Consider the following 24,025-nt stretch of genomic DNA (forward strand, 5'->3'; position numbering starts at 1 on the left):
CGCATTTATTCGGTGAAGGGATCAGCACTTACGCATCCACCATCTCAAAAAGCGAATACAAGCCGACCGCTGTCTTCATCGCCACCTTTGCGCCCCCTAAGCGGAAGCTCAACAGCGGGCCTATGACGTCGCGTGGAATGGAAGCGAAAAGCAATCCATCACGAGAGGCGAGCGTCGCGCTTTCATCGTCGATCTGGATAAAAAGCTCAACAACATCTGCACCTTTCGCGCCGGACGACACTGCCGCCCCGGCTCGTGATGAGCCCGTCAGCAGTAAGCGCGGACCGTCTGCCAGCAAGCGCACGACGGCACGTTCACCCTTGGTTTCGAACACCGCGATCTCGTGCGGACCGCTGTCGATCGTCGGGATGCTCATCACAAGTTGAAACAGGCGCTTATGTGATGTTTCTTCGGGCAATTGCCATCTTATTGTTTCGGTGGTGGTTTCGGCTGGTGCGTCGTTGGACTTACGGTAAGTGGTCGGCAATTCACCGCGCGATACCTGCGGATCTTTGACAAACAGCGCTGGGCTGCTTTCGGCGACAAAGTTCGTTCGCGTTGCATAATCGAGAGGGATCAATTGAAGGGTGAGATCGCCTGCCACTGTCTCAAAGCGAGCAGCGAACGACACCTGGATCCAGCCCAAGTCCAACTCTTCCACCTTCGTCCACAACGAGTGGCTGTTGTTCGCTACGGTTCGCACCACTGACCTGGACGCGAGATCGAAGACCACACCGATGTCCGCGTTAATCTCGACCAACCGCACCCAGATCAGATGCCGAACCCCCGCCTTCACTTTAACACTCACCACGACAGTGTCCCCGGAGTGGCGGAAGGCCTGATCTAGGATATGATCGCCCGATCCCGTCTCGAACAGAGCAAAAGCTATCGCTGCGCGCCCATCGCCGAGTGCGCTCGCGATAAGTCCGTGCGGCTGCCAAGCTGCATTGAGAAGATCGTCGGACCACCGTAGCAGATTTTCACCGCCATGGCCGCCGATGGATATTCCGGTGTGATGGTCAACGATTTTCCTGACCACCATTTTGCTCCGAACATCGTCGAGAAGTGATCGCGAGGCTTCGTTCGGCACGCGGTTTCCAATCTTCCGCGTCGTCACCGTGGCTGAGATGGGCATACCATTCAAGAATCTTATTGACCTCTGGGCCAGCAACTCCCGCTCACGTAAAATGGCCTTTAGGCCGACAATGCTATCAGACCGGGCAGCTTGCGGATCCGTTCGAGCCAAGGCTTCGAAGAATTGCGAAACTCGGGCATTTCGAAGCGTCGAAGTCGGCGGCACTGCATAATAACTATCGGCCACCCGGAAGATTTCATATCCGCCGACGGATTCGATGCGATCGGTCCCAATCGACAATCGAAACTTCATCGATTCGATTTTGCTTTTGATCGCGCCGAGCCAGTGTTGACGAAGCTTCAAACGTATATCGCGTGGAAACGCATCCAACATCGAGGCGACCGTGACCTTGGCGCCGTGATTGCGAAGCCGGTTGCCGGCGACCGACTCGAAGATGGCATTAAGAAAAATAACGACAGACCGCATCTCTGTAAGCCAGCTTATCATATACTGCGGACAAGACACGAACTCATCCGCAAATTCATCGAACTCCTCGACAGATATTTGTTCGATGTCATCAGTCTTTTCGATCCAGCGGGTCAGTTGGTCGCAAAAAGTCTGCAGCAACGACATCGAAAGATTGAATTGATTATGCCCCCCCAATTCAACGATAGTCGGCAGGAAGCTGGCATCTATGCAACTCTCGGCACGCAAGATTTTGAAAAGACGTGCTAGACCGTTGCCCCACGGGAAATAGAATTGTTGTCGCTTGCTCTTAGCGACCGTCCCCCAAGCCGAAATGGGCGTTCCCTCGAATCTATAGCGAACCAGGGGCGTCTCGACAAAATGTGCGCGGGCATCACCAAAGCAAGACAGATAAAAGGCAGTATGGCTATAGATTGGCGCGATCGATGTGAATCGCCGCCATGAATGATCAGGGATCATGGATCGACGAAACACGGCAGCAGAAAAACAAGCACACATCGTCACATAACCGAAATTGCGTACCATATCGGTATATGTCATGACTTCCGGAAAGCCAGTGGGATGGACGAGACGTTCGTTGAGTACGGATCCGTCCGTTTTCATCATCACGAGATTCAGAACAAGAAAGTCGAATTTATCCGTCGAAACAAGTTCCAGCACGTTTGCTAGCGCACCTTCGACAGGTTCGTCATCATCGGACATCGTCCAGATGAAATCACCTCTGGCGTACGGAATAGCCTCGAGGAGGTTTTCCTCGCCGCTCGCCATATGCTCTTCGTGCCGATGATAACGAACCGGACCACCTTCGTTCACGATGGTTTCGATCGCCTGTCGTGTCAGATCTGGCGAGCAGTTATCGGATACAAGAATCTCATATTCACCTTCATAACCGCGGCCCTCAGCCAACAATCGGCGAACCAGATGGGCCGCGAATTCAGCCCGGTGATAGGTCGGGATAAGGATGGTCAGCTTCGGCAAAAGAGCAGCGTTCGATGTGGCGGCTGCGGGCAAAGCTTTGGACTTTCTAGGCGGCATTCTCGTATCCAACTATCTTGTCTGAGAAAACCAGAACCGAGTTTAGACCGAAACTGGATGTCTCTTCGTTCGCAGGCTCGATCAGAGGCCGGTAGATATCATGCGCCGGGTAGATGAACTCAGGCATGCCCTTAAGCCATCGGGCCTGACCGCTCATTCCTCGTGCCGATGAAGAGATCGCTGCAAAATGCGCTGAATCGACGTTCAGTTCGCAACGATAGACCAACGAGATGAAATGACCGCGGCCTGAATTGTGAAGTTGCAGCAACGCGCAAGGCGCGGCGGCGGGGTTCACGGGAACGCCCAGTTCTGCCTCAGACACCTTGGCCAAGCGTCGTTCGGCAGCCTCGCCATAACGGATGATCCCGCCCGGCACATGCCACCCTTCACCCCAAGGATCCTCGCGCCAGATCATCAGCGTCTTGCCATCCTGTTGGATCAGCAGATCGACATTGATCATGGGCGTTATCGCACAAGCGAATTCGAAAACATCGTCTGGCAACCCCCGTCCGGGATCTGGTATGTCTGCCAAGGTAGATGCCAGTTCGGCGCGCATCTCAATACGGGCTGGGGATGTAGCGATATACCCGAGCGATCACATCCTCCGCAGGCGGCGGGCTCATCGCGTGGATCGGATTGGATTCCATCGCACCCGTGTCTGTAACTCGGCTCATGATCTTCGGGAAATAGGTCTGCTCGGAATCGATCGGGATCAAGAATGCGGCGACGCCAGGCGCGTCGAACAGCGCCTTGAAATCCGCGCTTGTCGCGTAATCCGCCTGCAGGCGCATTACCGGTACTCCATAGGCTGGGAATAATTTCTCCCAATCCGGCATGCCAAGCCCGGTCGACGTATCGCAACCGACATACGCACCGCCCCCGAAGTAGTTTTTCTGGGTCATGCGGATACTGGCATAGCCATTATCGTCGAAAATGAAAATCTTCAGATTCAACTTGTTAACCGCAGCGGTGCCGACTTCCTGCACGTTCTGCAAAAACCCTCCATCGCCCTCAAACAGGATCGTGCGACGCTCGGGATAGGCAAGCGCTGCCCCGATAGCCGCAGACAAGCCATAACCCATGGACGCCAAGCCTTTGTTCGTTGGCATGTGCTGGCGTCCCTTTTGGGCGAACACCTGTTCAACGACAGTAAAAGCTCCGCCGCTGCTGCACGGGACGATCACGTCTTCATCGTTGGTCATTTCGCTCAACGCGCTTACGAACGCGAAAGGCGAGACGAAGCCCTTGCGCGTATTGTTGCATGCCTCGACAAGGGGCAGTTGCGCTTTCACCATCCGACAGAAATCGAGCCAATCGCTGTGATCGCGCGGCTCGGCAGCAAGCACTACGTCCAACACAGCAGCCGCATCAGCCTCAATCGGCAAGTCGACACGGGGATGCCCCTTGGAAAGTTCAGCGGGATCGATATCGACCTGAACAACCTTGCCCACTGGCGCGAACTGCTGCCAGTTGAAGCCGGTCTGCTGCAGCCCAAGGCGTGTCCCGAGCGCGATTACCAGATCGGATTGTTGTACCAGGATGTTGGCGTAGCGCTGCCCCCAAGTGTTGACGCGGCCAAAGTAAAGCGGATGGGACGCATCGATACGATCCGCGCCATTCCACGTCGTGGCAATGGGAATACCCGCGCGCTCCAGCGCCGGCATCCGGCTCCGCAGGGCATCAAAGCCAAGGCCTCCCCCGATCAGCAGGATCGGTCGTTCAGCGGCGGCGACCAGCGCTTCCAGCGCACCGATTTCAGTCGCTGAAGGGCCGCGTAGCGGCTCTCGGACCGGTATGGGATCGGCCTCCAGCTTCTGGCGCATCTCATCGCTGATCGGTGCACCCTGGGCATCGAGGCAGAGTTCCAAAAACACCGGCCCCGGCCGACCCGAGCCACCCTCCAGGATCGGCGCCATGAATTCGGCGCGGCTGACTGGATTATCGATCAGCACGGAACGCTTGGTTATCGAAGAAACGAGCGTGACGCCGTCAATCTCCTGAATGCCGCGCTGGCGCAATTCTCCACGCGCCAGATCCGCCGACTTCACCTGACCGCCCAGCAACAACACCTCGCGGCTTTCCAGAAATGCGCCGGCAAGGCCGGTCACCGTATTGGTCAGCCCGGGGCCGGCTGTTACCAACGCGAACGCCTTCTGGCCGTACGGAGCAACGGCATTATAATATTCGGTTGCAATGACCGCGGCAACTTCATGGGCAACCGGGTGGCAATCGAACCGATGGCGGGCCGATTCCAGCGAGTGCATGATGTTGCCGCCGGCAACGAAAAAGCATTTGCGATAGCCCGCCTCTTTCAGCCAATCACAAATGACGTCGCTATATTTGATCCCCATCGCTTACCGGCCCAGGAATTCGCCGATCGCCGAAACCATATAGTCGACCATCTCTTCGTTGATACCCGGATAAACGCCGATCCAGAAGCAGTCGTTCATCACTCGATCGCTCTGCGTAAGATCGCCATGCACGCGGAAATTGCGTTCGAGCATATACGGTTGCTTAATTAAATTACCGCCGAACAGAAGTCTGGTTCCGATCTTCTTTTCGTTCAGGAACTGCACAAGTTCATTGCGCTTCACCTTATTTGGATTGCGTACCGTGATTGGGAAGCCGAACCACGACGGATCGGAATTGGGCGTTGCCTCCGGCAGGATGAGCTCGTTTTGATAGGGCTCGAGCGCCGACCAGAGCGCCTTGAAGTTGTCGCGGCGCGCCGCGACAAAATCATCAATGCGGTCAAGCTGCGCGAGACCCACCGCCGCCTGCATATCGGTGATCTTCAGATTATAACCGAGATGGGAGTAGGTATATTTGTGATCATAGCCTTCGGGCAATTCGCCCAATTTCCAACGGAAGCGATTGCCGCACGTATTATCCATGCCTGGCGCGCAATAACAATCACGTCCCCAATCGCGGATCGATTCGAAGGCACGCTTGATAAGAAGGTTGTTGGCGAAAACGGCACCTCCCTCGCCCATGGTGATATGATGCGCGGGATAGAAGCTCACCGTGCCGACGTCACCGAACGTGCCGACCTTTTGACCATTATACGTCGCGCCGAGCGCATCACAGCAATCTTCCATAACGAAGAGGTCGTGCTTCTTGGCAATCTCCATCACCGTACCGAGATCGTAAGGATTGCCCAGGGTATGGGCGATCACGATCGCGCGCGTTTTATCGGTGATCGCCGCTTCGATTCGGTCGGACTTAATATTGTACGTCGGGATATCGACGTCGACGAATACCGGAACCAAACCCTGCTGCAGCAGTGGGTTGACCGTCGTTGGGAAACCGGTCGCGCACGTAACTACCTCGTCACCAGGCTTAAGCGGGCGACGCTTCTTCAAAAGGTGCGACGTCAATGACGATACAGCAAGCAGGTTCGCCGACGAGCCCGAATTGCAGGTCAGCAAGTGGCGGACGCCGATGTACTCGCGCAGGCCTTTCTCAAACGCATCGTTGAAACGTCCGGTCGTCAGCCAGAATTCCAGCGAGGATTCGGCAAGCAGGCGCAATTCTTTAGCGCCGTAAACGCGACCAGCGACCGGGACGCTGGACACGCCCGCCTCGAAAGGCTTGGGCCGATGCGCTTTCTCCGCATAGACCTCGACCAACTCCAGAATATGGTCATGCAGCTCTTGGGGAGCAGCATCGGCCCAGGCGGAAGCCGCCTTTGTGACATCGGTCATCATTAACTCCTAACGGAAGCGCAATAGTCGGCGATCTGGCGGGTCGCGCAATCCGCGCAGTCGCCGCCGGCAAGTTCGATCTTATAATAATCGCTCGTCACGTCGAGCGCCTCCTCTAGGCTCCAACGCGGAGCCCAACCGAGCAAGCTACGCGCCTTGGTGCTGTCGAGCTTAAGCAGGTGCGCCTCATGCACCGCGCCCGACGCAGACACGTCCTTCCAGCCCTCGGGCTTGCTCCAAATCGCGCACATCCGCATCGCGATATCCCTTACGGTGCGCTCGCTTTCCGAATTCGGTCCGAAATTCCAACCTTGCGCGGCAAAGCTCGGATCCTCGGCGCACTTTTGGACGAGCATCAGATATCCGCCGATGGGTTCAAGAACATGTTGCCAAGGCCGAACCGCCCCGGGGCTGCGGATTTCGACTGACGCTCCGCTCGCAAAGCCGCGGACCAGATCGGGGATCAGACGATCCAGTGCCCAGTCACCACCACCGATGACATTGCCAGCGCGTGCGGATACGATGAGGGGGGCGCCAGCAAATGCCGGATAAGCCCGCGCGTAGGCCGAGGCGACGAGTTCGGCGCAGCCCTTACTGCTCGAATAAGGATCATAGCCGCCCATCGCATCGGTCTCGCGGTAGCTCCAGAGCCACTCGCGATTCTCATAGCATTTGTCGCTGGTGACAATCAGGACCTCCGCGACGCCGGCTTGGCGGGCCGCCTCAAGCACATGCACCGTGCCCATGACATTTGTCGCAAAGGTTTCGACCGGCTTAACGTAAGAAAGGCGCACAAGCGATTGCGCCGCCAAATGAAGCACGATTTCGGCGCCCGACGCTTTCACAGCCCCCTCGACGGCAGCCAAGTCGCGGACATCACCTCGGATATCCCGAACCATGCCTGCGATACCAAGCTTGTCGAACAAGCTCGGACTTGTCGGAACATCAATCGAGAAGCCGGTGACTTCGGCTCCGAGTTGGTGCAACCAGAAGGACAGCCATGCCCCCTTAAAACCGGTGTGGCCGGTTAGGAGAACCTTCTTACCTCGCCAGAAGTTGGGATCTATTGCGCAGGTCATTTTAGAAACGCTTCCACGGCGCAGCATTGTTCTTCCACAATTCTTCCAACATCAGCTTGTCGCGCAGCATGTCCATCGGCTGCCAGAAGCCATCGTGTTGAAAGGCCATCAATTCGCCGCGAGCGGCCAGCGTTTCCATCGGCTCCCGTTCCCAGATGGTCTTGTCGTTGTCGATCAAATCGAGCACCTGCGGTGAAAGTACGAAGAAGCCGCCATTGATATGGTCGCCACCGCCTTGAGGCTTTTCCTCGAAGCGCGTCACCTGGTCCCCTTCCACTACGAGCGCGCCAAAACGAGCCTGCGGGATCACCGCCGAAACCGTCGCCAGCTTCCCGTGCGATTTGTGGAAATTGATCAGCGCGCCGATATCGATCGTCGACAGGCCGTCGCCGTAAGTCATGCAGAAGTCTTCGGTCAAATAGGGCTTTACGCGCCGTAGTCTTCCGCCCGTCTGCGAGTCCTCACCTGTATCGACAAGCGTGATCTTCCACGGCTCAGCCATGTTATTATGGACGGTGTGGGAGTTGTTTGCTACATCTATCGTGATGTCAGAATTATGCACATAATAATTAAGGAAGTATTCCTTGATCATATATCCCTTGTAACCGAGACAAATGACAAATTCAGTAAGGCCAAACGTTGAATAATACTTCATGATATGCCACAGAATAGGCTTACCGCCGATCTCTACCATCGGTTTTGGGCGCACCGATGTTTCTTCACCGAGACGGGTTCCAAGACCGCCAGCAAGGATTACAACGCGCATCTTAGCCCTTTCACTCTTCGACTAATTCATTAGGTACCGCGCCGTCGCGATTACCTGATCGCGCAACGCCACGGGTTTCAGCCCCAAACTTGCCATCAAACGTAAAGATGCTGCCGGATCGCCCAACATGCGATCTCCTTCGGAAAAGTCACCCTCGGGTCGCTCGATTGGATGACCTCGGTCCCCACACGCCTCACTGCACAGGCGGGCGAGATCACCGATCTCGATCGCCTCATCGCCAGCGATATCGAACGGCTCTCCCATTTTCTTGCCCGACAGCAGCAAGCCAAGCGCGAGATTGACCACATCGCCAATGTAAAAATAGGAACGCCACACACCCTGCGATGCTCGAATACGGATCGGTTCACGATCACCTATCGCTGCAATGATCGAACCGAGCGCGTAAACCGACGTCTTGTTAATAAATTCTCCGGCCAGACTGAAGATGCGGCCTATATACAAATTCGAACCGGCTTGTGCTGCGACCTGGCGAAAGGATGCTTCGTCGGCCAGTTTAAGATAGCCATAAGGACTCGCCTCGTAGCTGGAGACGAGCGCTCCGTCCCGCCGATAAACTCCTCCCGACGATGGGAGAAAGACATCAGCACGCCAAACTTCGACCGCCGTGCGGACGGTTTGAGAAATTAAGCTGTTCAAGGCTATAAACGCCTCGTCGCTCATCTCTGCCACCTTGTCTTTCGTGAGGTAGGCGTAATGAAACAGTAAAGGGTGCTCCAGAGCCGTTTCAACCATTTCGATCATCGGCCTGCACTGGATTATCCGTCCGGAAGGCAGCACAATCTCGCGCCGGCTCGATCCAAAAACAGCCAGCTTTTCCATCACGAAGGACGCCGGCATGCTCGCATCGAGCATGGCCAGCGTTGCCGAACCCAGCCAGCCGGATGCGCCGGTTATGACGACAGTCCGGCCGCCTTCAGCCAATTCGTCGGCAAGCTTACGCTCGATCGCCAGCCCATGGTTTGCCGAAAGTTTTATCATGCTCGGCACGCGACCGGCGTTAACGTCAAACTCAGTTCGACAGAACGTGCCAACGCGATTCCAGCATCTCGATACGCTTTGCATCTTCGGCCTGGATCACGCCATAATAATCACGCTTGTTGAGAAGCCACAGCAGTTCAAAATGAACCGCGTTCAGCAGGCCGTCCGCCAGATGATCCTTGTCTGCGGCGGCGCCATCGAAGATCACCTTGCGCGTCTCGAAGCGCGTCAACTTAATCTCATGGATCTGTTTGAGGCAGTCGATGGCATCCGAAGACACGCCGCCACCAACTACCAGATCGAGATTCTGCTCCTCGCACAGCTCAGCCGTCTTCAGAACGTAATCCGTCACGTCCTTACCGTTAATGCCGTCACGGCCCAGCGAAGCTGACAACGAAAAGTCGACCCGGCCGAACACGAAACCCTGAGCCCCGCGGGGCTGCTTGGCGATTTCAGCCATAGCCTCGCGATGCTCGAACGCGGTGATCGTCTCGAGATTGAACAGGAAGTCGGTATCCGGCTGCTCTTCCCAGCTGTAAACCTTGTTCTTCGCTTCAATGAACTTGGATAGCGCGTAAGGAGTCTCCACCATCGGCGCGATGATATAATCAACGCCGATCTGCTTTGCCTCGATCAGATCGCGCATCGCTTCACAGCCGCCAATCTTCAGGCCAAACTTCAAATCCGCGCGACGACAGATTTCCAGGAGGCGAAGCAATTCATCGACACGCGTACCCTCGGCCTCGAATTCGGCTTTAACCGCCACATAGCCAAATTCGTCACGACCGCGCTTTAGAATTTCGAGCATCTGGCGTTCACGGCTATTCATCAAAAACTCCTTAAACGAGCAAAAAATTTAGCGCCTCTTGGCATAACTGCTTGGCGAAGCACGAGGTCGGGTCGGCGAGTACAAAGGTAGAACCATGAATGCCTGGCATGATGCTTGACCATTCATCCAGGCGCATAGGCTACCAAAGTTATTGCATCATACCCCCCCCGGATAACGGCTGTTAAAAAACAAAACCGCAGCATGCCAATCGGTTCGTCATAACCGTCTATCGGTCTAGTTGCATTAACCGTGAATTCAATAGCTATTCGTCCGAGCGTGTCCCCAAATGCTGCGGAGCGCAAAAAGGCGCTTACTCAAATATCGTATGCCAATTGTGCGCGGACGCCGGAAATCTCGCCCGCTTCGTTGATCGAGCGTCCTTCGAACCGCCCATTGCCCACCCAATGGAGAAAGCCGCTTCGCGCATCCCCCCGCGCGACAGCATCGGCCACATCGCCATTGACGGCGAGATACCTCTCTTCCTCAAAATTGGGACTCGGTGAATATCCAAGATCAGCGCCCCGCCATAGATAATGTTCGGCACCCGTACGAACCTCGCCGCGATCGCAGGCGTCCGCCGCATCGGCGTAGCGCTCGAGATAGAAGACCTCATCAAAGAACGGGCCGGGGCTGGTGCGCTTGCTTCGGCCGATGGTCAGATAATGCTCGAAGCCGCAGCTCATGAGGCCATCGAGAACCATCTGCGCGGCGTCGCTATAAGCGGCGCAATACCATTTCTCATCGAACAAGAGAGAGAAGGGTATCGCCGCGTCCAACCCCTCTAGGGCAAGCGCGCGCAGCGCGCTAAGATGGCTCCATTCTTCCCCGGCCGTAGTCTGCGCGAAATTGCGGCGAAATAAATCAAAGTTGACTAGCGGTGACGGCGAAAGATCCAAATTTTCGTGCGCCTGCAGGTGCCGGACACACGCGATGACAGGGTCATCGTCCAGTCCCATCGCATCGGGATGCTGCTTGCAGTACCATTGCACGGACACCAGCCATCTCAGACGGAGGGAGAAATCGTGATTGACCGCGGCGGAGGGGCGACTGTACTCGCGGACTTGGGATGTCAAGGATTGAAGCGTCGGCGCCGCAAGGGTCATAGGCGGCGTAGCGGAGGCCGTAAGCCCTGGGAAGTTGACCTTCCTGCTCCACCGCAACCACAATTCCTTGTGAACCGCCAAAATTCGCCCATCCTGTCGAAAGAGTCGATAGTCGCCCACCTCTGCCGGCACCTCTTGCCTGTCTCGCTCTGCGATGGCCGCCCTAAGCGCATCGCGCGTTGGTCGGACTATGACGCGCGGGTCCGGTGGCCCAAGATCGTGTCGCGTGAAATCCACTACCGCCGGATCCGGCAAAGCAAGCCCATCGGGGATCGCCAGATAGTCCTTTCCAAAGCGACCTACTCGATAGCCGGCAATCTGCTCAAGCTGGTCAGGAAGGCTCCGTGCGTTGATGCGGACGCGATTATCGAACTGCATTGCCGATCGCAGATTTTCGCGAACGCGCAGAAGACCATTAAGCCGCACTGCCGCATCGACCGATGCGATAGTTTCTGCGGCCTTGCGGACAGATGCGAATATGAGAAGCGTTTCCAGCGCCCACTGCGGCGCACCAGCCAAGGCATCTCGAAAGATCGCGAAGTCTTGCGCCGAAACCCGCTCCCGGCTCATCTTTCCCGCAAAGAGATCATCCAGCCAAAGCTCGAGTTGCTGTCCCAACACCACCAGCAACCTAGCGAACGTCCTGAAACGTCCGATTTTATCGACTTCCAAAGTATGCAGCAGCAAATCGGGCTCGATCACCCCGCGAGCCAAAAGATGCGTGCGCAGCTGAAACAAGCCTTTTACCCAAGGCGAATAGGTCGCTTGGGCGTGAACCTCGGCATATCGCTTGAAAGCCTCCAAAGACGTGCCTTCGCGCAGGAGAATCTGGGGCTCCGATACGAACATCGATCGAGCATTCGCAAAGGCCTCAAGATAAGCGGCGACGTGCGAATAGATCGGCGATTGCGCGAGATATTGCCCGATATCGATCTTCAGCATAAATTCGCGCCGAAACACGACCGAACTGAATGACGCGAGAATCGTGGTCAAACCGAATAGCTGTGCAAGATCGATGATGTTAACATCGGTCAACGAATGGTCGAATTTGCCCTGCTTGGCATCGATGATCTCACCTGACGTATCGATCTGTGCCGAATTCATGAGAATGAAGTCGGCCGCGTTCCTTTCGACCAACGCCAATACGGTGCGTACGGCATCCGTAACGGGAATATCATCATCCCCGATCGGCCAGACATAGTTCCCGCGACATGCTTGCAAACCGAAGAAGAAATTCTCCTCCGCAGATGCGAAATGCCGTTCGGGACGGACGTAGCGGATCGCTTTGCCTTGCGCGCGCCAGCCATCTAGCATTTCGTCGATCGGCTCGGGCGACTGGTTGTCGCTAACCACAATCTCAATGGCAATTCCGATTTGCTCGACGTCGATCTGTGAAAGCAATCGGGCAATCAAAAATTGGAGGCAGGTAGGCCGATCATAGGTGGGGATCAGAATGGAGAGAAGAACCGGCTGTGCGCCTGTCATTTGGTCAAAGACCTCATCCATTCCCCGTCCTTAGCTTAGGGAGTCACCCTGTCAATTGCGCCGCACCCACTGCGCGGTGGCGACATCTGCAATCACCGGACGGACCTCGCGCGTCCGGACTTTCGCGTACCAATCATCCAAAGACCCGATGCGATGGTCCGCCACGGGCAGATGTATCAGCAGCGGATTGTAAAATGGATCACCCGCGATCAACATATCGGACCAGCGGGCAGCAAATCTCCTCCCATCCTCCGGATGGTGAATTTGTTTCGTCCGCGCTCGCGTCGCGGATTCATGATGATAGAGCACCGCGTAAGGGTCATTCAGGATTTTATAGCCAAGCGATCCGATACGCATCGAAAGATCGGTATCGTTATATCCGATCTCCAGCGTCTCGTCGAAACCTCCGACAGCTTCGAAGATCTTCCTTGGCACCATCATGCAGGCACCTGTGACCGCGGTATAATCGCGGGTGCACACGAGCATCACGTTGTAGCCCAAATTGCGCTGCCCGTTCACCCGGAAAGGCAAGAATTTGTGGGCATGATCCACAAGGTCGCCCAGCCCCAAGACAACTCCGGCATGCTGAATGGTATCATCGCTGTAGAGCAAGGTCGCACCAGCGACGCCGACGTCGCCACGCGCGCACAACGAGCGCAGACGTTCGAGCCAGCCCGGCTCGATCGCTTCGATATCGTTGTTCATAAAGACAATGTTATCGTATCCCGCTCCGGCCTGGCGTACGGCGTAATTGTTCATCTTTGCATAGTTGAACGGCCCACTAAACGGAATGATCTTTAGCTTGTCACGCAGACTATTGAGGTAAGACTTTGTCTTCGGGTCTTTTGAGTCGTGATCAATGATGAGAATGTCTACTTTTTGCCCGGCAGTCGTTGCCCATATTGATTCAATGCAGGTCTTCAGAAGATTATAGCCATCCTTTGTAGGTATCACGATCAAGGTCGATTGATCGGTATCCGCGAAATTGATTTTGTAAGTGTTATAGTTCGGACCCTCTGCTGCAGCGCCCGAATAGCCCATACGCCCCAAATGGCCCGTCAACGCCTTCAACATAGCGGCAGTGACGAGGCTCTTCTTCTGATGTCCCGTACTGCTGTCATGCGTGCGCCAGCGATACAAGACAGATGGTACGTGCGTCACTTTCTCGGATTTTTCGATCGCACGCAAAATGAAATCGACATCAGCGGAGATTTGCATTGTTTCGTCGAGCCCGTTCAGACTGCGGGCTACGGCGCTTTTCAGACAAACAAAGTGCACAAAATAAGGATGAGAAAGATAATAATCATGCGAAAAGGCACAGCGGGCGGCAACGTGCCGGATGACATTGATATTTTCACCCGTTATCGCTTCGTCTGAATAGATTAACTCGGCACCATCGGTATTGGCGGCTCCTAGCATTCTGTAGACGGCATCAGGCTCAAGATAATCATCATGATCCATGAATGCGATATAGTCCCCTGTCGCTACGGCAATGCCTGCATTGGTCGCTTTCGCGATCCCGACGTTTTCATCTAGAAACACGGAAAGGATGCGGGGATCGCGCCGTGAATACTCAGTGAGCATTTCACGAACTTCCGCTTCGGACGAAGCATCGTCGACACATATCAGTTCCCAAGCGTCACACCATTGGTCCAACACACTGTCGAGCGCTTCACGAAGCCAATCCAAGGGCGTATTGTAGACGGGCATTACGATAGATAGCTTGAGATCGCCGCAAGCACGTATTGCAAAGGCCTTGACCACCGCGAGTTCGGCGGCGTGCATCCGTGCTTTGCGCTGAAGCCACCTCTTCATCTCATGCGGCGGAGCGATTGTTATGGGCGATCCTGCAAGTTCCTGACCTGTGTGCAGGGAGCGAACATTAATCTTGACTTCGTCAACGCTGCTGAAATCGATAGGCAACTCTACCTCGAATCCCGAAAAGGGCGGCGCAAGCGCCAAGGCAGCAACATCTCCGCGAAACGATTCTGCAATCGTTCTCGCGATCATATCGCCGTCTCGAAAAAAACCGAGTTCTACGGGACGGGTCGGATCATCACGATCGACGGCCCAACCTGAAACTGACCAGCCCGTGACCTGATCGACACTTCCAACCGGAGCCGACCGCAACGCCGGCGAAAGGATATGCGTCGCCCCCAACCGCAAGGTAGATACATCGGCAAAATCCCTTCTTCGTAACACCCGAAATTCTGGCGAGCTTAGTTCGGTGCGGGCGGCATCACTTGCCTCGATTTGCAGGCTTCGAAGATAGAAATCTGCGGAAGACGTCAGCAATCCCAATTTCTTATAGAAATGACCCAAATTCAAAAGCAGATCGGCATCATCGGGGATGATCGCCAACGCCTTCAGATAGGCCGCTTCCGCATCCGCTAGATGATGGTTCTGCTTATGGGCATGCGCCAGTTGCACCCAAATCGCGAAATCCTCTGGGAAGGCCAGAAGATGGGCCTGATAGCCGTCTACGGCGCGCTGCCAATCCTGTGCGTCACGCGCGCGATCTCCAACGGTACGGTGCACCGACCGACGCGCCACATTCGGGGACATATCCGATCGATTCCCACCTTCTTGCTTAGACTTTTCCGAGTTACTGAATCGATTGAGCAAACCCATAACGGAAAGCGGTCCTTGGTCGATGCGTTCGCGGCGACATGCCCAGCCCCCGCCGGAAGCGCAAGTGGTTAACCCCGACTTAAGGCTCGCCATACGTCCCTCTTTATGGCAATCGCTGAACCGTGTGGTCCTTCTCTTTTTGGCGGCGCAAGGTGCGCGTAGGCCCGATGATTTCCGCAGCGGATGCGGCGAGAGACGAACGAGAGTGGGGGAAGGCCGCTGATCTCTATCGAACGATTGTCGGGCACCAACCGCGATTGCCGCACATTTGGATGCAGCTCGGTCACGCCTTAGGCGAACTGGGTCAAGCCGAAGCGGCCGAAGGCGCTTATCGTCAAGCCATCGCTTTAAACGATCATGATGCGTGGCTTCATATCGGCAATGCATTGCGCGCGCAAAGCCGTACTGCCGAAGCGGCGGCGGCTTACAGCCGCGCGCTTGAGAACAAGCCTGAATCTTTGGAGATCGTCCGCAGCCTGATTGCGCTCGGCGCGACTGAACATCTCTCCTACGCGACCATGGGCGCTATCCGCCAGACCTTGCTCGATCGGCGCGCGTCTCTTCTCAGCCAGCTGGAAGAGACCGAGCTCGATATTGCGCGGGCCGGTATCGTTCCCTTGCAAGACTATGCCACGTTCCGAGATGAGCATTCCGTCCCCGCAGCGCCGCTTGCTCGCGATTTGACGATCCATGTTTTGATCGACGCTCGCGGCGCGGTTCCCGCTTTTCTGAAATCAACACTAACCTCGTTAAAGGCTCAAAAGATCGAAAGTTGGACCGCTTGGATACTGGCGACGCAGGACATCAGCGCCCATCCCATCGCTAGCGAGGCTTTGATCGACGAGCGATTCCATTTTGTGGACGAGATGGACGACATCGCACATCTGCGCGGCGGCAATGTTTTGCTGTTGCAAGCGGGTGTGACATTCGATCCGCAAGCGCTCGCTTGGCTCGCTTTTGCCGTCGAGACCTTCGACAGTGGCATGCTCTATGCGGACCATGATCATGGAATTGAGCGCTGGTCATCGTCGGTGCTGCGAAGCGATCCGCACCTGTACTGGACACACGACCGATATTTTCTGGCAGACTGCAAGGAGGGACCAGCCTTTCTGTGGCTAAAGGAATTTGGGGCGGACGCCTTATCCGAACTCATACGCACTTCGGTTGATCAGGTGATCCGATCGCACACAACATCCTCCGCAGGGGGATTACATATTCCGCTGATTCTCTCGACGATCATATCGCTGCCTGAGCTTGCGGAAAGAGGACTGCCCGACCCTGCTGTGCCAGATCGTAACCGCGCGGCACCGGCGCCGCAATTTGATGCCGGTCCTGAAAGAATAGCGGTCGTTATTCCGACCAGGGATTCGCTCGGAATGTTGCAATGTGCGATTGATAGCATACAAAAAAGAGCAAGGCAGCCCAATCTTCTTGACATCGTAATCGTCGATAACCGGTCTTGTCAAGACGATATCAAATCGTATTTCGCGTCGAATGCGCGACATCCTACTTTTTGTGTGATCGATTTCGACGAGCCTTTTAACTGGTCACGCGCCAACAACTTGGCATGCCGGTATCTGACACAGGACATCGTCGTTTTTGCTAATAACGATATCGAAATGCTCACCGATGGCTGGGACGACGCGATACGCATTGATTTGCAAGATCTTCAAGTCGGGGTCGTCGGCGCGCGCCTGCTATATGCTGACGAAACGGTTCAGCATGGAGGCATCGTTTTCGGTCAAGGCGAGGGCCTGCCGCTGCACGAGGCTATGAAAAGAGCGCGCACCGAAGAGGGCCCCTCCGGCCGTTTCAAAACGAAGCATCGCACCGCGGCTGTTACTGGCGCGTTTTTTTCAATCCGCAGAGAACTGTTCAAATCCATCGGCGGATTTAACGAAGAGCTTGCTGTCGCCTATAATGACGTCGAGCTATGCTTTAGACTGCGGAGTGCTGGTTATGCCATTCTGTATCAGCCGGCGATCGAGCTATTCCATTTCGAAAGCGCGACCCGGGGACAGAACACAACCCGCTCCGACATCGCCTGGGACCATCGCGAACGGATGGGACTGAGCATGCTCTATCCGTCCGCGATGGCGCACGATCCTAGCGTTAATCCGCAATGGGCGAAGCCCCCCCCCCCTTTCACCGCTCTTCGGGATCCCCCGCTATCGCAGATTGTGGATTATATGATCCGAGGTTCCCGCGCCGATCCGTGGGCGCCCTAAGGGAAGCCTACCCCAATCGGCATTGCTGTAGCGCAGGTGGACCAACTGGCTGTCAAACATCCGCTGACCGCGTCGGATTTCCAGAGTTTATTGGGTCAGAACTTTGGCAGTGACAGCCGGTGTGAATAACTGGTTAATGATAGAAATCAGCTTCGCAGGCTGGTTTGCGGCTGCGTTCGCGAAGTAGATAATATCCTTATCGTGGACAGCGAACCGTTGGGCATAGAAATAGCTGGCGGGCTTCAACATGTTCAGCCGATAAATCATGGGTTGTTCATGGCTCGGATCGTTGGCGGGCCGAACGTACCGAAAGATGAAAATAGCCGATGGGTCCGCTTGGCCATCCGACGGGCCCGACGCGCGGGCGATTGCTTCGGCCAGCGATGTCTCGCCCACCTCGAACGGAATTTGCGAAACCTTCCCCGTGGCACCCAGGATCACGAAGGATCGCGGATGTTTGACTAACTCAACTCGGTCGCCAGGGTTGAGAACGATATCGTCGGGTGATCCGGCTTCGATTCGGCCAAGCCGCTCCTCCATGGACCGCGAGCCGCGATTGACGCGAACGATCGTGTCCTCCGAAGAATAGACCGCGCCGCCTGCCAGAGCGATGGCGTCGAGCAGACGCTCCCTTTGCAGCGTCAGCATCATTCGGCCCGCCTTATGAACGTCGCCACTGACATATACCGTATTGCTGACATTCTCTCGCGCGAAAACCACGGCCTGCGGGTTTTGAGACAGACCGCGTAAATTCTTGACGATCATGGCCTGGATTTCGGTCGTAGTATGGCCGGCCGCCTTTACGGCTCCTACATATGGCAGCGTAATCATGCCCTGCTGATCGACCACGACCCGATCAAAGGTTTCCCCTCGCGCAGACGGATCGAACGTATCCGAAGCCGCGCGGTTTACGCCGAATAGACCGACACCAACCTCGTACACGCCGATCCCCAATACATCGCCTGGACCGATCAGGTCGTTTCGGCCATCCTGTGCCAATGTACGCAACGTGGGGCGCGTCGTGTCGTCGAGCACCTGCTGCTCTGCGATATCGGCCAGCGTCGACGGCCCGACCTCCTCGAGCTTGAAACCGATCGGATTGTCATGCTTTGCGCCGCTCGTGATCGCGTGGGCCGTAGGACCGCTTGCCGGAAGGGTGGCGCACCCTTGAACCATTAAGGCAAGCACTGAAATCGACACGCACGAAACGCGGGTGCGGCGCTTCGACCGATCGAAGCGGGCAGGTTCAATCATTCTCAACATCCAATCAGACAATCGGCCGATATTTTTGGGTTGCGGCTTAGGCAGCGCGCATCTGCAACCTGTGGTGAACGTCATTCGCTTCTTCGATCGTATCGTAAAAGATCAGACTGCCATCATAGACCACCGCGCCCCGCTTACAATATTGCCTCAGAACACCGGGATCATGGGAGGTCATAATCAGCGTTGCATTGTCGCGGCGATGCATCAGCTCTTGCTCGCAACGGGCGCGGAAGCGTTCATCACCAGCTGCAGTCACTTCGTCGATCAGGTAACAATCAAAATCGACTGCCAATGAAACACCAAACGCAAGGCGTGCGCCCATGCCCGCAGAATAGGTATGCACAGGCTGATGAAGATAGGGGCCGAGCTGGGCGAAGTCCTCGACGAACTGTATCACCTTATCTTCGGGCTGGTCGTAGATGCGCGCAATGAAACGCACGTTATCGGCGCCGGTTAGGCTCGATTGGAAGCAGCTTGTATATCCAATCGGCCAGGACGTGGTCATATTTCGAGTCACGATGCCTGTGGTAGGCACTTCAACACCTGCAATCAAACGCATCAGGGTGGATTTGCCGGCGCCGTTAGCGCCGCAGATACCGATGCTTTCTCCGGCAAGGATCTCGAAGTTCAGCAAATTGAACACATGTTTATGGAACCTACCGATGTGATACACCTTAGACACGTTCTTAAAAACGATCATCGATCAACACCTTGCGGATAACCGAGCGTCGGCCCCGTTTACGCTTGCGCGATATCCGCATTGGGCGAGGCAGGCAACGCCGATGCGATGGCGTAATACAGGTTGCTAGTTAGAACATTCCGGCGTGCTTGCGGGCCCTAGCCGAATGACTTACCGGGGCGGCATGCACGGGACACTGGCGATTGGCTAAGTTTCATATCGGGATAGACGGTTTCAATTTGGCGATGCCACAGGGAACCGGCGTCGCCACTTACGCCTTTACCCTCGCAGAAACCCTAAGGGGCGCGGGGCACCGGACCTCTGGTATTTTCGGACTCGACGTCGGTAAAGATCGCGATAATCGCGAAGTGCTGTTCTTTGATCGCTTCGGACGCCCCGAGCCCAAAACAAAGACCCGCGCTCAACTGCGGCGCGAAGACCGCGAACTTTGGCAACGCACGCTGCTGCCCTTTCGCGATCGCCACGCCCTGGATGTACCCCTATCCGGCCGTGTCGAATGGTCAACCTTGTCGGACAGAATGCCGCGGTTCGATCAACTTGCGAGCTTTCCGCGGCTGTTCGACATCGCATTCCGTTATTTCGCGCGTCACGGCAAAATGCTTCGCCTCAATGTTCCGTCACCACCGGATATCATGCACTGGACCTATCCCGTGCCCATTGAACTGGCCGGGGCGCGCAACGTCTATACTTTGCATGACCTAGTACCGCTGAAGCTTCCGTTCACGACGCTAGATTCGAAGGTTTTTTACAGCGCGGTCCTAAAAGTCTGCGCCGAAAGTTCATATCATATCTGCACGGTTTCAGAGGCGAGCAAGGCAGATATTTGCGCCGAGCTAGGCCTTGGCGAGGAACGCGTCACCAACACCTATCAGCATGCACCGCTTCCGGAGCGCGCGCTGACCAGCACCCCCGCCGAAGATGCCGAAATGATCGAAGGGATCTTCGGTCTGCCACCAAAAGGATTTTTTTTGTTTTTCGGGGCTATCGAACCGAAGAAGAATATCGGGCGCTTGATCGAGGCTCATCTCTCTAATAACAGCAGCACGCCCCTCATCATCGTCGGCGGCCGCGCTTGGCAGAGTGAAGGCGAACTCAAGCTGCTGCAGGGTTCGGACAGTGTTTCGACCATTTATAGCCGCAATCTTTCGGAGCGCGTCGGACGGTTGGACTATTTGCCGCGCGAACTGCTGATCCGTTTGATCAGGGCCGCGCGTGCGGTTGTATTTCCATCGCTTTACGAAGGGTTCGGGCTTCCAGTGGTCGAGGCTATGACGCTTGGCACGCCAGTCCTCACTTCGAATACCAGTTGCCTGCCGGAAATCGCGGGCAAAGCCGCCCTGTTGGCCGATCCATACGATGTACGCTCGATTGCCGCCGGTTTGCGACGGTTGGACGATGACGCTGATCTGCGCGCGAGATTATCTGCCGCCGGCTTAGAGCGGGCAAAACTGTTTTCGCGAAAACGATACCTGCAACGGCTAGAAGCCATGTATGCCAACATTCTGACGCCCAGCCACCGCTCATAAGAATGTAAGACTGATAGCATGGAAGACGCCCACGACGAGCGCGACCTCGATCCCTATGGTGCTTTCCCCGATATGGTCAATCGGATCGCCGGCCTTCCCGGCAAGACGCCGTCGCATGAGCCGGGCTATGCGTTTCACACGCTCTATGTACCTGTATCAGCAGGCCTTCGTACCTTCATTGTCCGTTTCCACAATCTAAGGGCAACGGGCGGCACTTTAAATATGCGCGTGCATATGGTGCCGGCCGATGGAAGCGCACGTGCGAAGCTCGTGGACAGCGCGCGGATACCGCTGGAGCAGCTTGCCGAGGAGGGGATCACCCGAATTTCCTTCAACGGTTACCCCGGCATGCATTTCGCGCTGTATGGCACGATCGTCGGAAATGCTGATGTTTCGGCGGATGTCTGTCGCATCACCGTTGATGGAGGCGACCCGCCAGCCACAAAAGCGACACGGGCTGACATCGCTGTGGCCGCTCCGAAGCTGCACGGCGTCGTCGGCCTATCGTCCGTGGAGCCCGCTACCCTGCGACAATGCACATCACAGGCCTGGACGTCCGAACCGCCGACAGAAGCTTATCTCGAGTGGGCGTCAGCGCTAGATCTGAAACAGCCGTTAACTCTGGAGAACTGGCCTGTCCTGTACCCATTGCTGGCGCTGGATCAATTCGGCTTTATAACGGAGAGTAAATCTCTTCTTTGGATTGGGCATGCTCCAGTAGGTCTCAGTTCGGCAGTCGCGGCTCGAGGCGCGACAATGCATCATATGAATCGGGAGGATGAAGCGGTAGCGCTGTCGGAAAGTTCCGGCCTCCCGCTTTTCGACAGCCTGTGCTCTGTGGATTATTTGACGAAGAGCGCAGACGAGCGCGCAGTCTTCTCACGCATCACTAGCCTGCTGGCCCACCTAAAACCTGGCGGGATCGCGGTATATATCGTGTCGGCATCCCAAACAAACGCTCCGGAAGGCGCCCAAGAAGGCTTTCACGCGGGCGACTTCGAACGGTGGGCGCTCAATATGGTTGCGCACAGCCATCAGGTGGCACAACTCAAGCTGTCGTCGCTGAAGGGAGATAAGACAACCGTCCCATTCGCCTTCATCGTCAGGAAATAGCGCGACGTTTACCGCTTCAAAACCAGCATCTGATCGACGTTGTCAGGCGCGGCTAGGATTTCCTCTTTTGTCCGGGGTAGCACGCCGAGGGCCATGGTTAATTCACCGATGGAAAAACCCTGAGCAATCATTTCGTCAATGAAAAGGTCCGGCGTCGGATAACGAACCGATGCGAATTCCAAGAAGATCGTCAACGGTTTGCTGCGATTTGCTAGTATCCCGGCCATCCCGTCCCAAACATCGCGTTCTGCGCCCTCGGTATCGATCTTGAGGACATCAACGTCCAGAAGCTGTGGCATCTGATCCATGCGGTAAGTGTCTTGAACAATCCCGTCATACCTAGCAGGGCCGACATGCGCATTTTTGGGTTCATTCGCCGGCACCTGCATGGTAACCAAACGCCCCGCTTCAGAGCCCAGGGGCGAATCGTGGACGATTACGCGATCCGCGAAACCGTTGACGTCTACGCTCCTGCGGAGCCGACGATTTATCGGCAGGTTTGGCTCAAAGGCATGCACGCGTCCCCGCGGGCCAACCAAATCGGCCATCAGAAGGGTGAAATAGCCGAGATTGGCGCCGACGTCAGCCACCACCATGCCAGGCTTGATCGTGCGCATCATGAGCTCGGTGAGCCACATCTCCCAATAGCCATCGAGCATCAGGTGAGATGACAGGCCAACATCACGAGTATCGGCAAACAATTTATATCGCCCCAGCACGCGGCACAGCACTGTGTCATCGCCAAGGTATACGCCGGCACACAACTTGCGTATTGCAGCCTGGTTGGCATCGCGTGAGCAAGTAATCAGATCTTCGATGTCAAAGATCCGCGTGCCGGTCAGGCCTAATCGGGCCGACGCTACCGACAGCAGCCATTTTAAGGTTTTCCGAGCCATATATATATCACTTGAAGAGCATTAAAAGGCGATACGAATCAGCGTTCGTTCGTGGGGGTTCAGACGGCTGATTAAGCTCCGTCGATCCTTGCAAAGATTGCGATCGATGGAGCCTGTCTTCGGATCATACGCGGTAGATCATGCAACTCCGTGTTGGCAAAAGCAACTGACTGCCGTCCGCTAGCGGGTCATTTGCTCTAAATCGCCGAGGATGGCGTTCTCGCCAAGTGGCTCATGCGCTTCAATGTTTCAGTTTTTTCGCGACGCGCATTTACGACGGCGCAACGTCGCTTCTTGCATGAGCATGGCCATCTCATATTGAACGGAGCGCTATTGGACGTGAATGCGATCGCATGCTGCATCGTCGACGGCCTATGGGAACGGTAACGCAAGGATGATTTGGGTCCTTGGATATCCTTCGTGGGGACGACCTCGGCACACAATTGCAGATGTACGAAGCTGATCTGTTCCATCGTCGAAACGGGTATAATTGAACAGTCTGATCGGTCGATTGCGGAAGGTCCGCAGGATATGCCGCACGCTGGAGCTTCGCTCGGCGCTCAGGAGCCTGCTTCCTGATAAGCGTCTGTCGGGGCGTTCGTAATCTCGCACGCGGCACCAGCGGCCTGCCATTTCGAAATCTGGTAAATGCCGGCATATGTAAAAGATATATGGGTCGCCCCCAATTTCACGCAAGAAGAAGTCGACGGTTCGAGTAGGCTGAACACCTTTGACCGTGGCAATCATCTCATTCCGCGATATCATTTTTCGAATGACGGCCTCTGGCCAAACGATGAGAAAACCCCCGACTTTTACGCCTATTTATTTGACAAGGTCGAGCGGCGCGGCTTCAAGCCGATTTCGTTCAACGGAAAGAAGACGACTTATTCCCTCGGCACGCTTAGCTATTTCATGGCGGCGCGGCGATTTCCGACAAGCATAGGCCGCGGAAAAGCCCGGTGATTCATTGTTGGCGCAAGAAAGATATGCCCGCGCGTGGAGTCAGGTCGGATGGAAGCGACGCCTATCTGTGCCACAGCATAAGGGGCGAAATCGAATTCTAATTGTGTTTCGTAAGACCGATGTTAGTTGCTGGCATCAGGGTAT

The 24,025-nt window shown here is 55.7% G+C and carries 17 protein-coding genes; 4 read left to right on the forward strand and 13 right to left on the reverse strand.

What is annotated here, in order from left to right:
* Window positions 1-28: 28 nt before the first annotated feature.
* From FHS31_RS15200 to FHS31_RS15245, 10 genes are all read right to left on the reverse strand, one after another.
* The gene (locus tag FHS31_RS15200) at window positions 29-2,572 is read right to left on the reverse strand and encodes a glycosyltransferase family 2 protein (RefSeq protein WP_167075082.1); all 2,544 of its coding nucleotides are present in this window, start codon (window positions 2,570-2,572) and stop codon (window positions 29-31) included.
* Between the two features lie 13 nt (window positions 2,573-2,585).
* Window positions 2,586-3,056 (reverse strand): NUDIX hydrolase, encoded by a 471-nt coding sequence (locus FHS31_RS15205; RefSeq protein WP_167075084.1) that lies wholly within the window; start codon window positions 3,054-3,056, stop codon window positions 2,586-2,588.
* Between the two features lie 97 nt (window positions 3,057-3,153).
* A complete protein-coding gene (locus tag FHS31_RS15210) occupies window positions 3,154-4,947 on the reverse strand; it encodes a thiamine pyrophosphate-binding protein (RefSeq protein WP_208408762.1) in 1,794 nt (597 codons plus the stop codon).
* 3 nt (window positions 4,948-4,950) lie between these two features.
* On the reverse strand, window positions 4,951-6,303 hold the full coding sequence (rfbH, locus tag FHS31_RS15215; RefSeq protein ID WP_243843496.1) for a lipopolysaccharide biosynthesis protein RfbH: 1,353 nt from the start codon (window positions 6,301-6,303) through the stop codon (window positions 4,951-4,953).
* The gene (gene rfbG, locus FHS31_RS15220; RefSeq protein ID WP_208408763.1) at window positions 6,303-7,406 is read right to left on the reverse strand and encodes a CDP-glucose 4,6-dehydratase; all 1,104 of its coding nucleotides are present in this window, start codon (window positions 7,404-7,406) and stop codon (window positions 6,303-6,305) included. The genes rfbH and rfbG overlap by 1 nt, the downstream gene beginning before the upstream one ends.
* Complete coding sequence (rfbF, locus tag FHS31_RS15225; protein WP_167075086.1) at window positions 7,381-8,145, reverse strand: glucose-1-phosphate cytidylyltransferase; 765 nt, start codon at window positions 8,143-8,145, stop codon at window positions 7,381-7,383. The genes rfbG and rfbF overlap by 26 nt, the downstream gene beginning before the upstream one ends.
* A 21-nt stretch (window positions 8,146-8,166) precedes the next feature.
* The gene (locus tag FHS31_RS15230) at window positions 8,167-9,144 is read right to left on the reverse strand and encodes an NAD-dependent epimerase/dehydratase family protein (protein ID WP_167075088.1); all 978 of its coding nucleotides are present in this window, start codon (window positions 9,142-9,144) and stop codon (window positions 8,167-8,169) included.
* 31 nt (window positions 9,145-9,175) lie between these two features.
* Window positions 9,176-9,973, reverse strand: coding sequence for an aldolase (locus FHS31_RS15235; RefSeq protein ID WP_167075090.1), 798 nt, complete (start codon window positions 9,971-9,973; stop codon window positions 9,176-9,178).
* Window positions 9,974-10,287: 314 nt separating this feature from the next.
* A complete protein-coding gene (locus tag FHS31_RS15240; protein ID WP_167075092.1) occupies window positions 10,288-12,582 on the reverse strand; it encodes a glycosyltransferase family 2 protein in 2,295 nt (764 codons plus the stop codon).
* 30 nt (window positions 12,583-12,612) lie between these two features.
* Window positions 12,613-15,192 (reverse strand): glycosyltransferase family 2 protein, encoded by a 2,580-nt coding sequence (locus FHS31_RS15245; RefSeq protein WP_167075094.1) that lies wholly within the window; start codon window positions 15,190-15,192, stop codon window positions 12,613-12,615.
* Window positions 15,193-15,314: 122 nt separating this feature from the next.
* Between FHS31_RS15245 and FHS31_RS15250 the strand changes: the two genes are divergently transcribed.
* Window positions 15,315-17,420 carry a glycosyltransferase gene (locus tag FHS31_RS15250; RefSeq protein ID WP_167075096.1) on the forward strand — a complete coding sequence of 702 codons (2,106 nt, stop codon included), beginning with the start codon at window positions 15,315-15,317 and terminating at the stop codon, window positions 17,418-17,420.
* A gap of 87 nt (window positions 17,421-17,507) precedes the next feature.
* Here the strand turns inward: FHS31_RS15250 and FHS31_RS15255 are convergent, their stop codons facing one another.
* On the reverse strand, window positions 17,508-18,674 hold the full coding sequence (locus FHS31_RS15255) for a polysaccharide biosynthesis/export family protein (RefSeq protein WP_167075098.1): 1,167 nt from the start codon (window positions 18,672-18,674) through the stop codon (window positions 17,508-17,510).
* A gap of 46 nt (window positions 18,675-18,720) precedes the next feature.
* Window positions 18,721-19,383 carry an ABC transporter ATP-binding protein gene (locus FHS31_RS15260; protein WP_167075100.1) on the reverse strand — a complete coding sequence of 221 codons (663 nt, stop codon included), beginning with the start codon at window positions 19,381-19,383 and terminating at the stop codon, window positions 18,721-18,723.
* Window positions 19,384-19,565: 182 nt separating this feature from the next.
* On the opposite strand from FHS31_RS15260, the gene FHS31_RS15265 reads away from it, so the two are divergent.
* Window positions 19,566-20,909 carry a glycosyltransferase family 4 protein gene (locus tag FHS31_RS15265; protein ID WP_167075102.1) on the forward strand — a complete coding sequence of 448 codons (1,344 nt, stop codon included), beginning with the start codon at window positions 19,566-19,568 and terminating at the stop codon, window positions 20,907-20,909.
* A gap of 18 nt (window positions 20,910-20,927) precedes the next feature.
* Window positions 20,928-22,022: a hypothetical protein gene (locus FHS31_RS15270; protein WP_167075104.1), complete on the forward strand. Its 1,095-nt coding sequence runs from the start codon at window positions 20,928-20,930 to the stop codon at window positions 22,020-22,022.
* An 8-nt stretch (window positions 22,023-22,030) separates the two neighbouring features.
* Here the strand turns inward: FHS31_RS15270 and FHS31_RS15275 are convergent, their stop codons facing one another.
* Window positions 22,031-22,918 (reverse strand): FkbM family methyltransferase, encoded by an 888-nt coding sequence (locus FHS31_RS15275; RefSeq protein ID WP_167075106.1) that lies wholly within the window; start codon window positions 22,916-22,918, stop codon window positions 22,031-22,033.
* A 648-nt stretch (window positions 22,919-23,566) separates the two neighbouring features.
* On the opposite strand from FHS31_RS15275, the gene FHS31_RS15280 reads away from it, so the two are divergent.
* Complete coding sequence (locus FHS31_RS15280; RefSeq protein ID WP_167075108.1) at window positions 23,567-23,881, forward strand: hypothetical protein; 315 nt, start codon at window positions 23,567-23,569, stop codon at window positions 23,879-23,881.
* Window positions 23,882-24,025: the final 144 nt, after the last annotated feature.

The sequence above is a fragment of the Sphingomonas vulcanisoli genome (assembly GCF_011761305.1).
GTDB classification, from domain to species: domain Bacteria; phylum Pseudomonadota; class Alphaproteobacteria; order Sphingomonadales; family Sphingomonadaceae; genus Sphingomonas_I; species Sphingomonas_I vulcanisoli.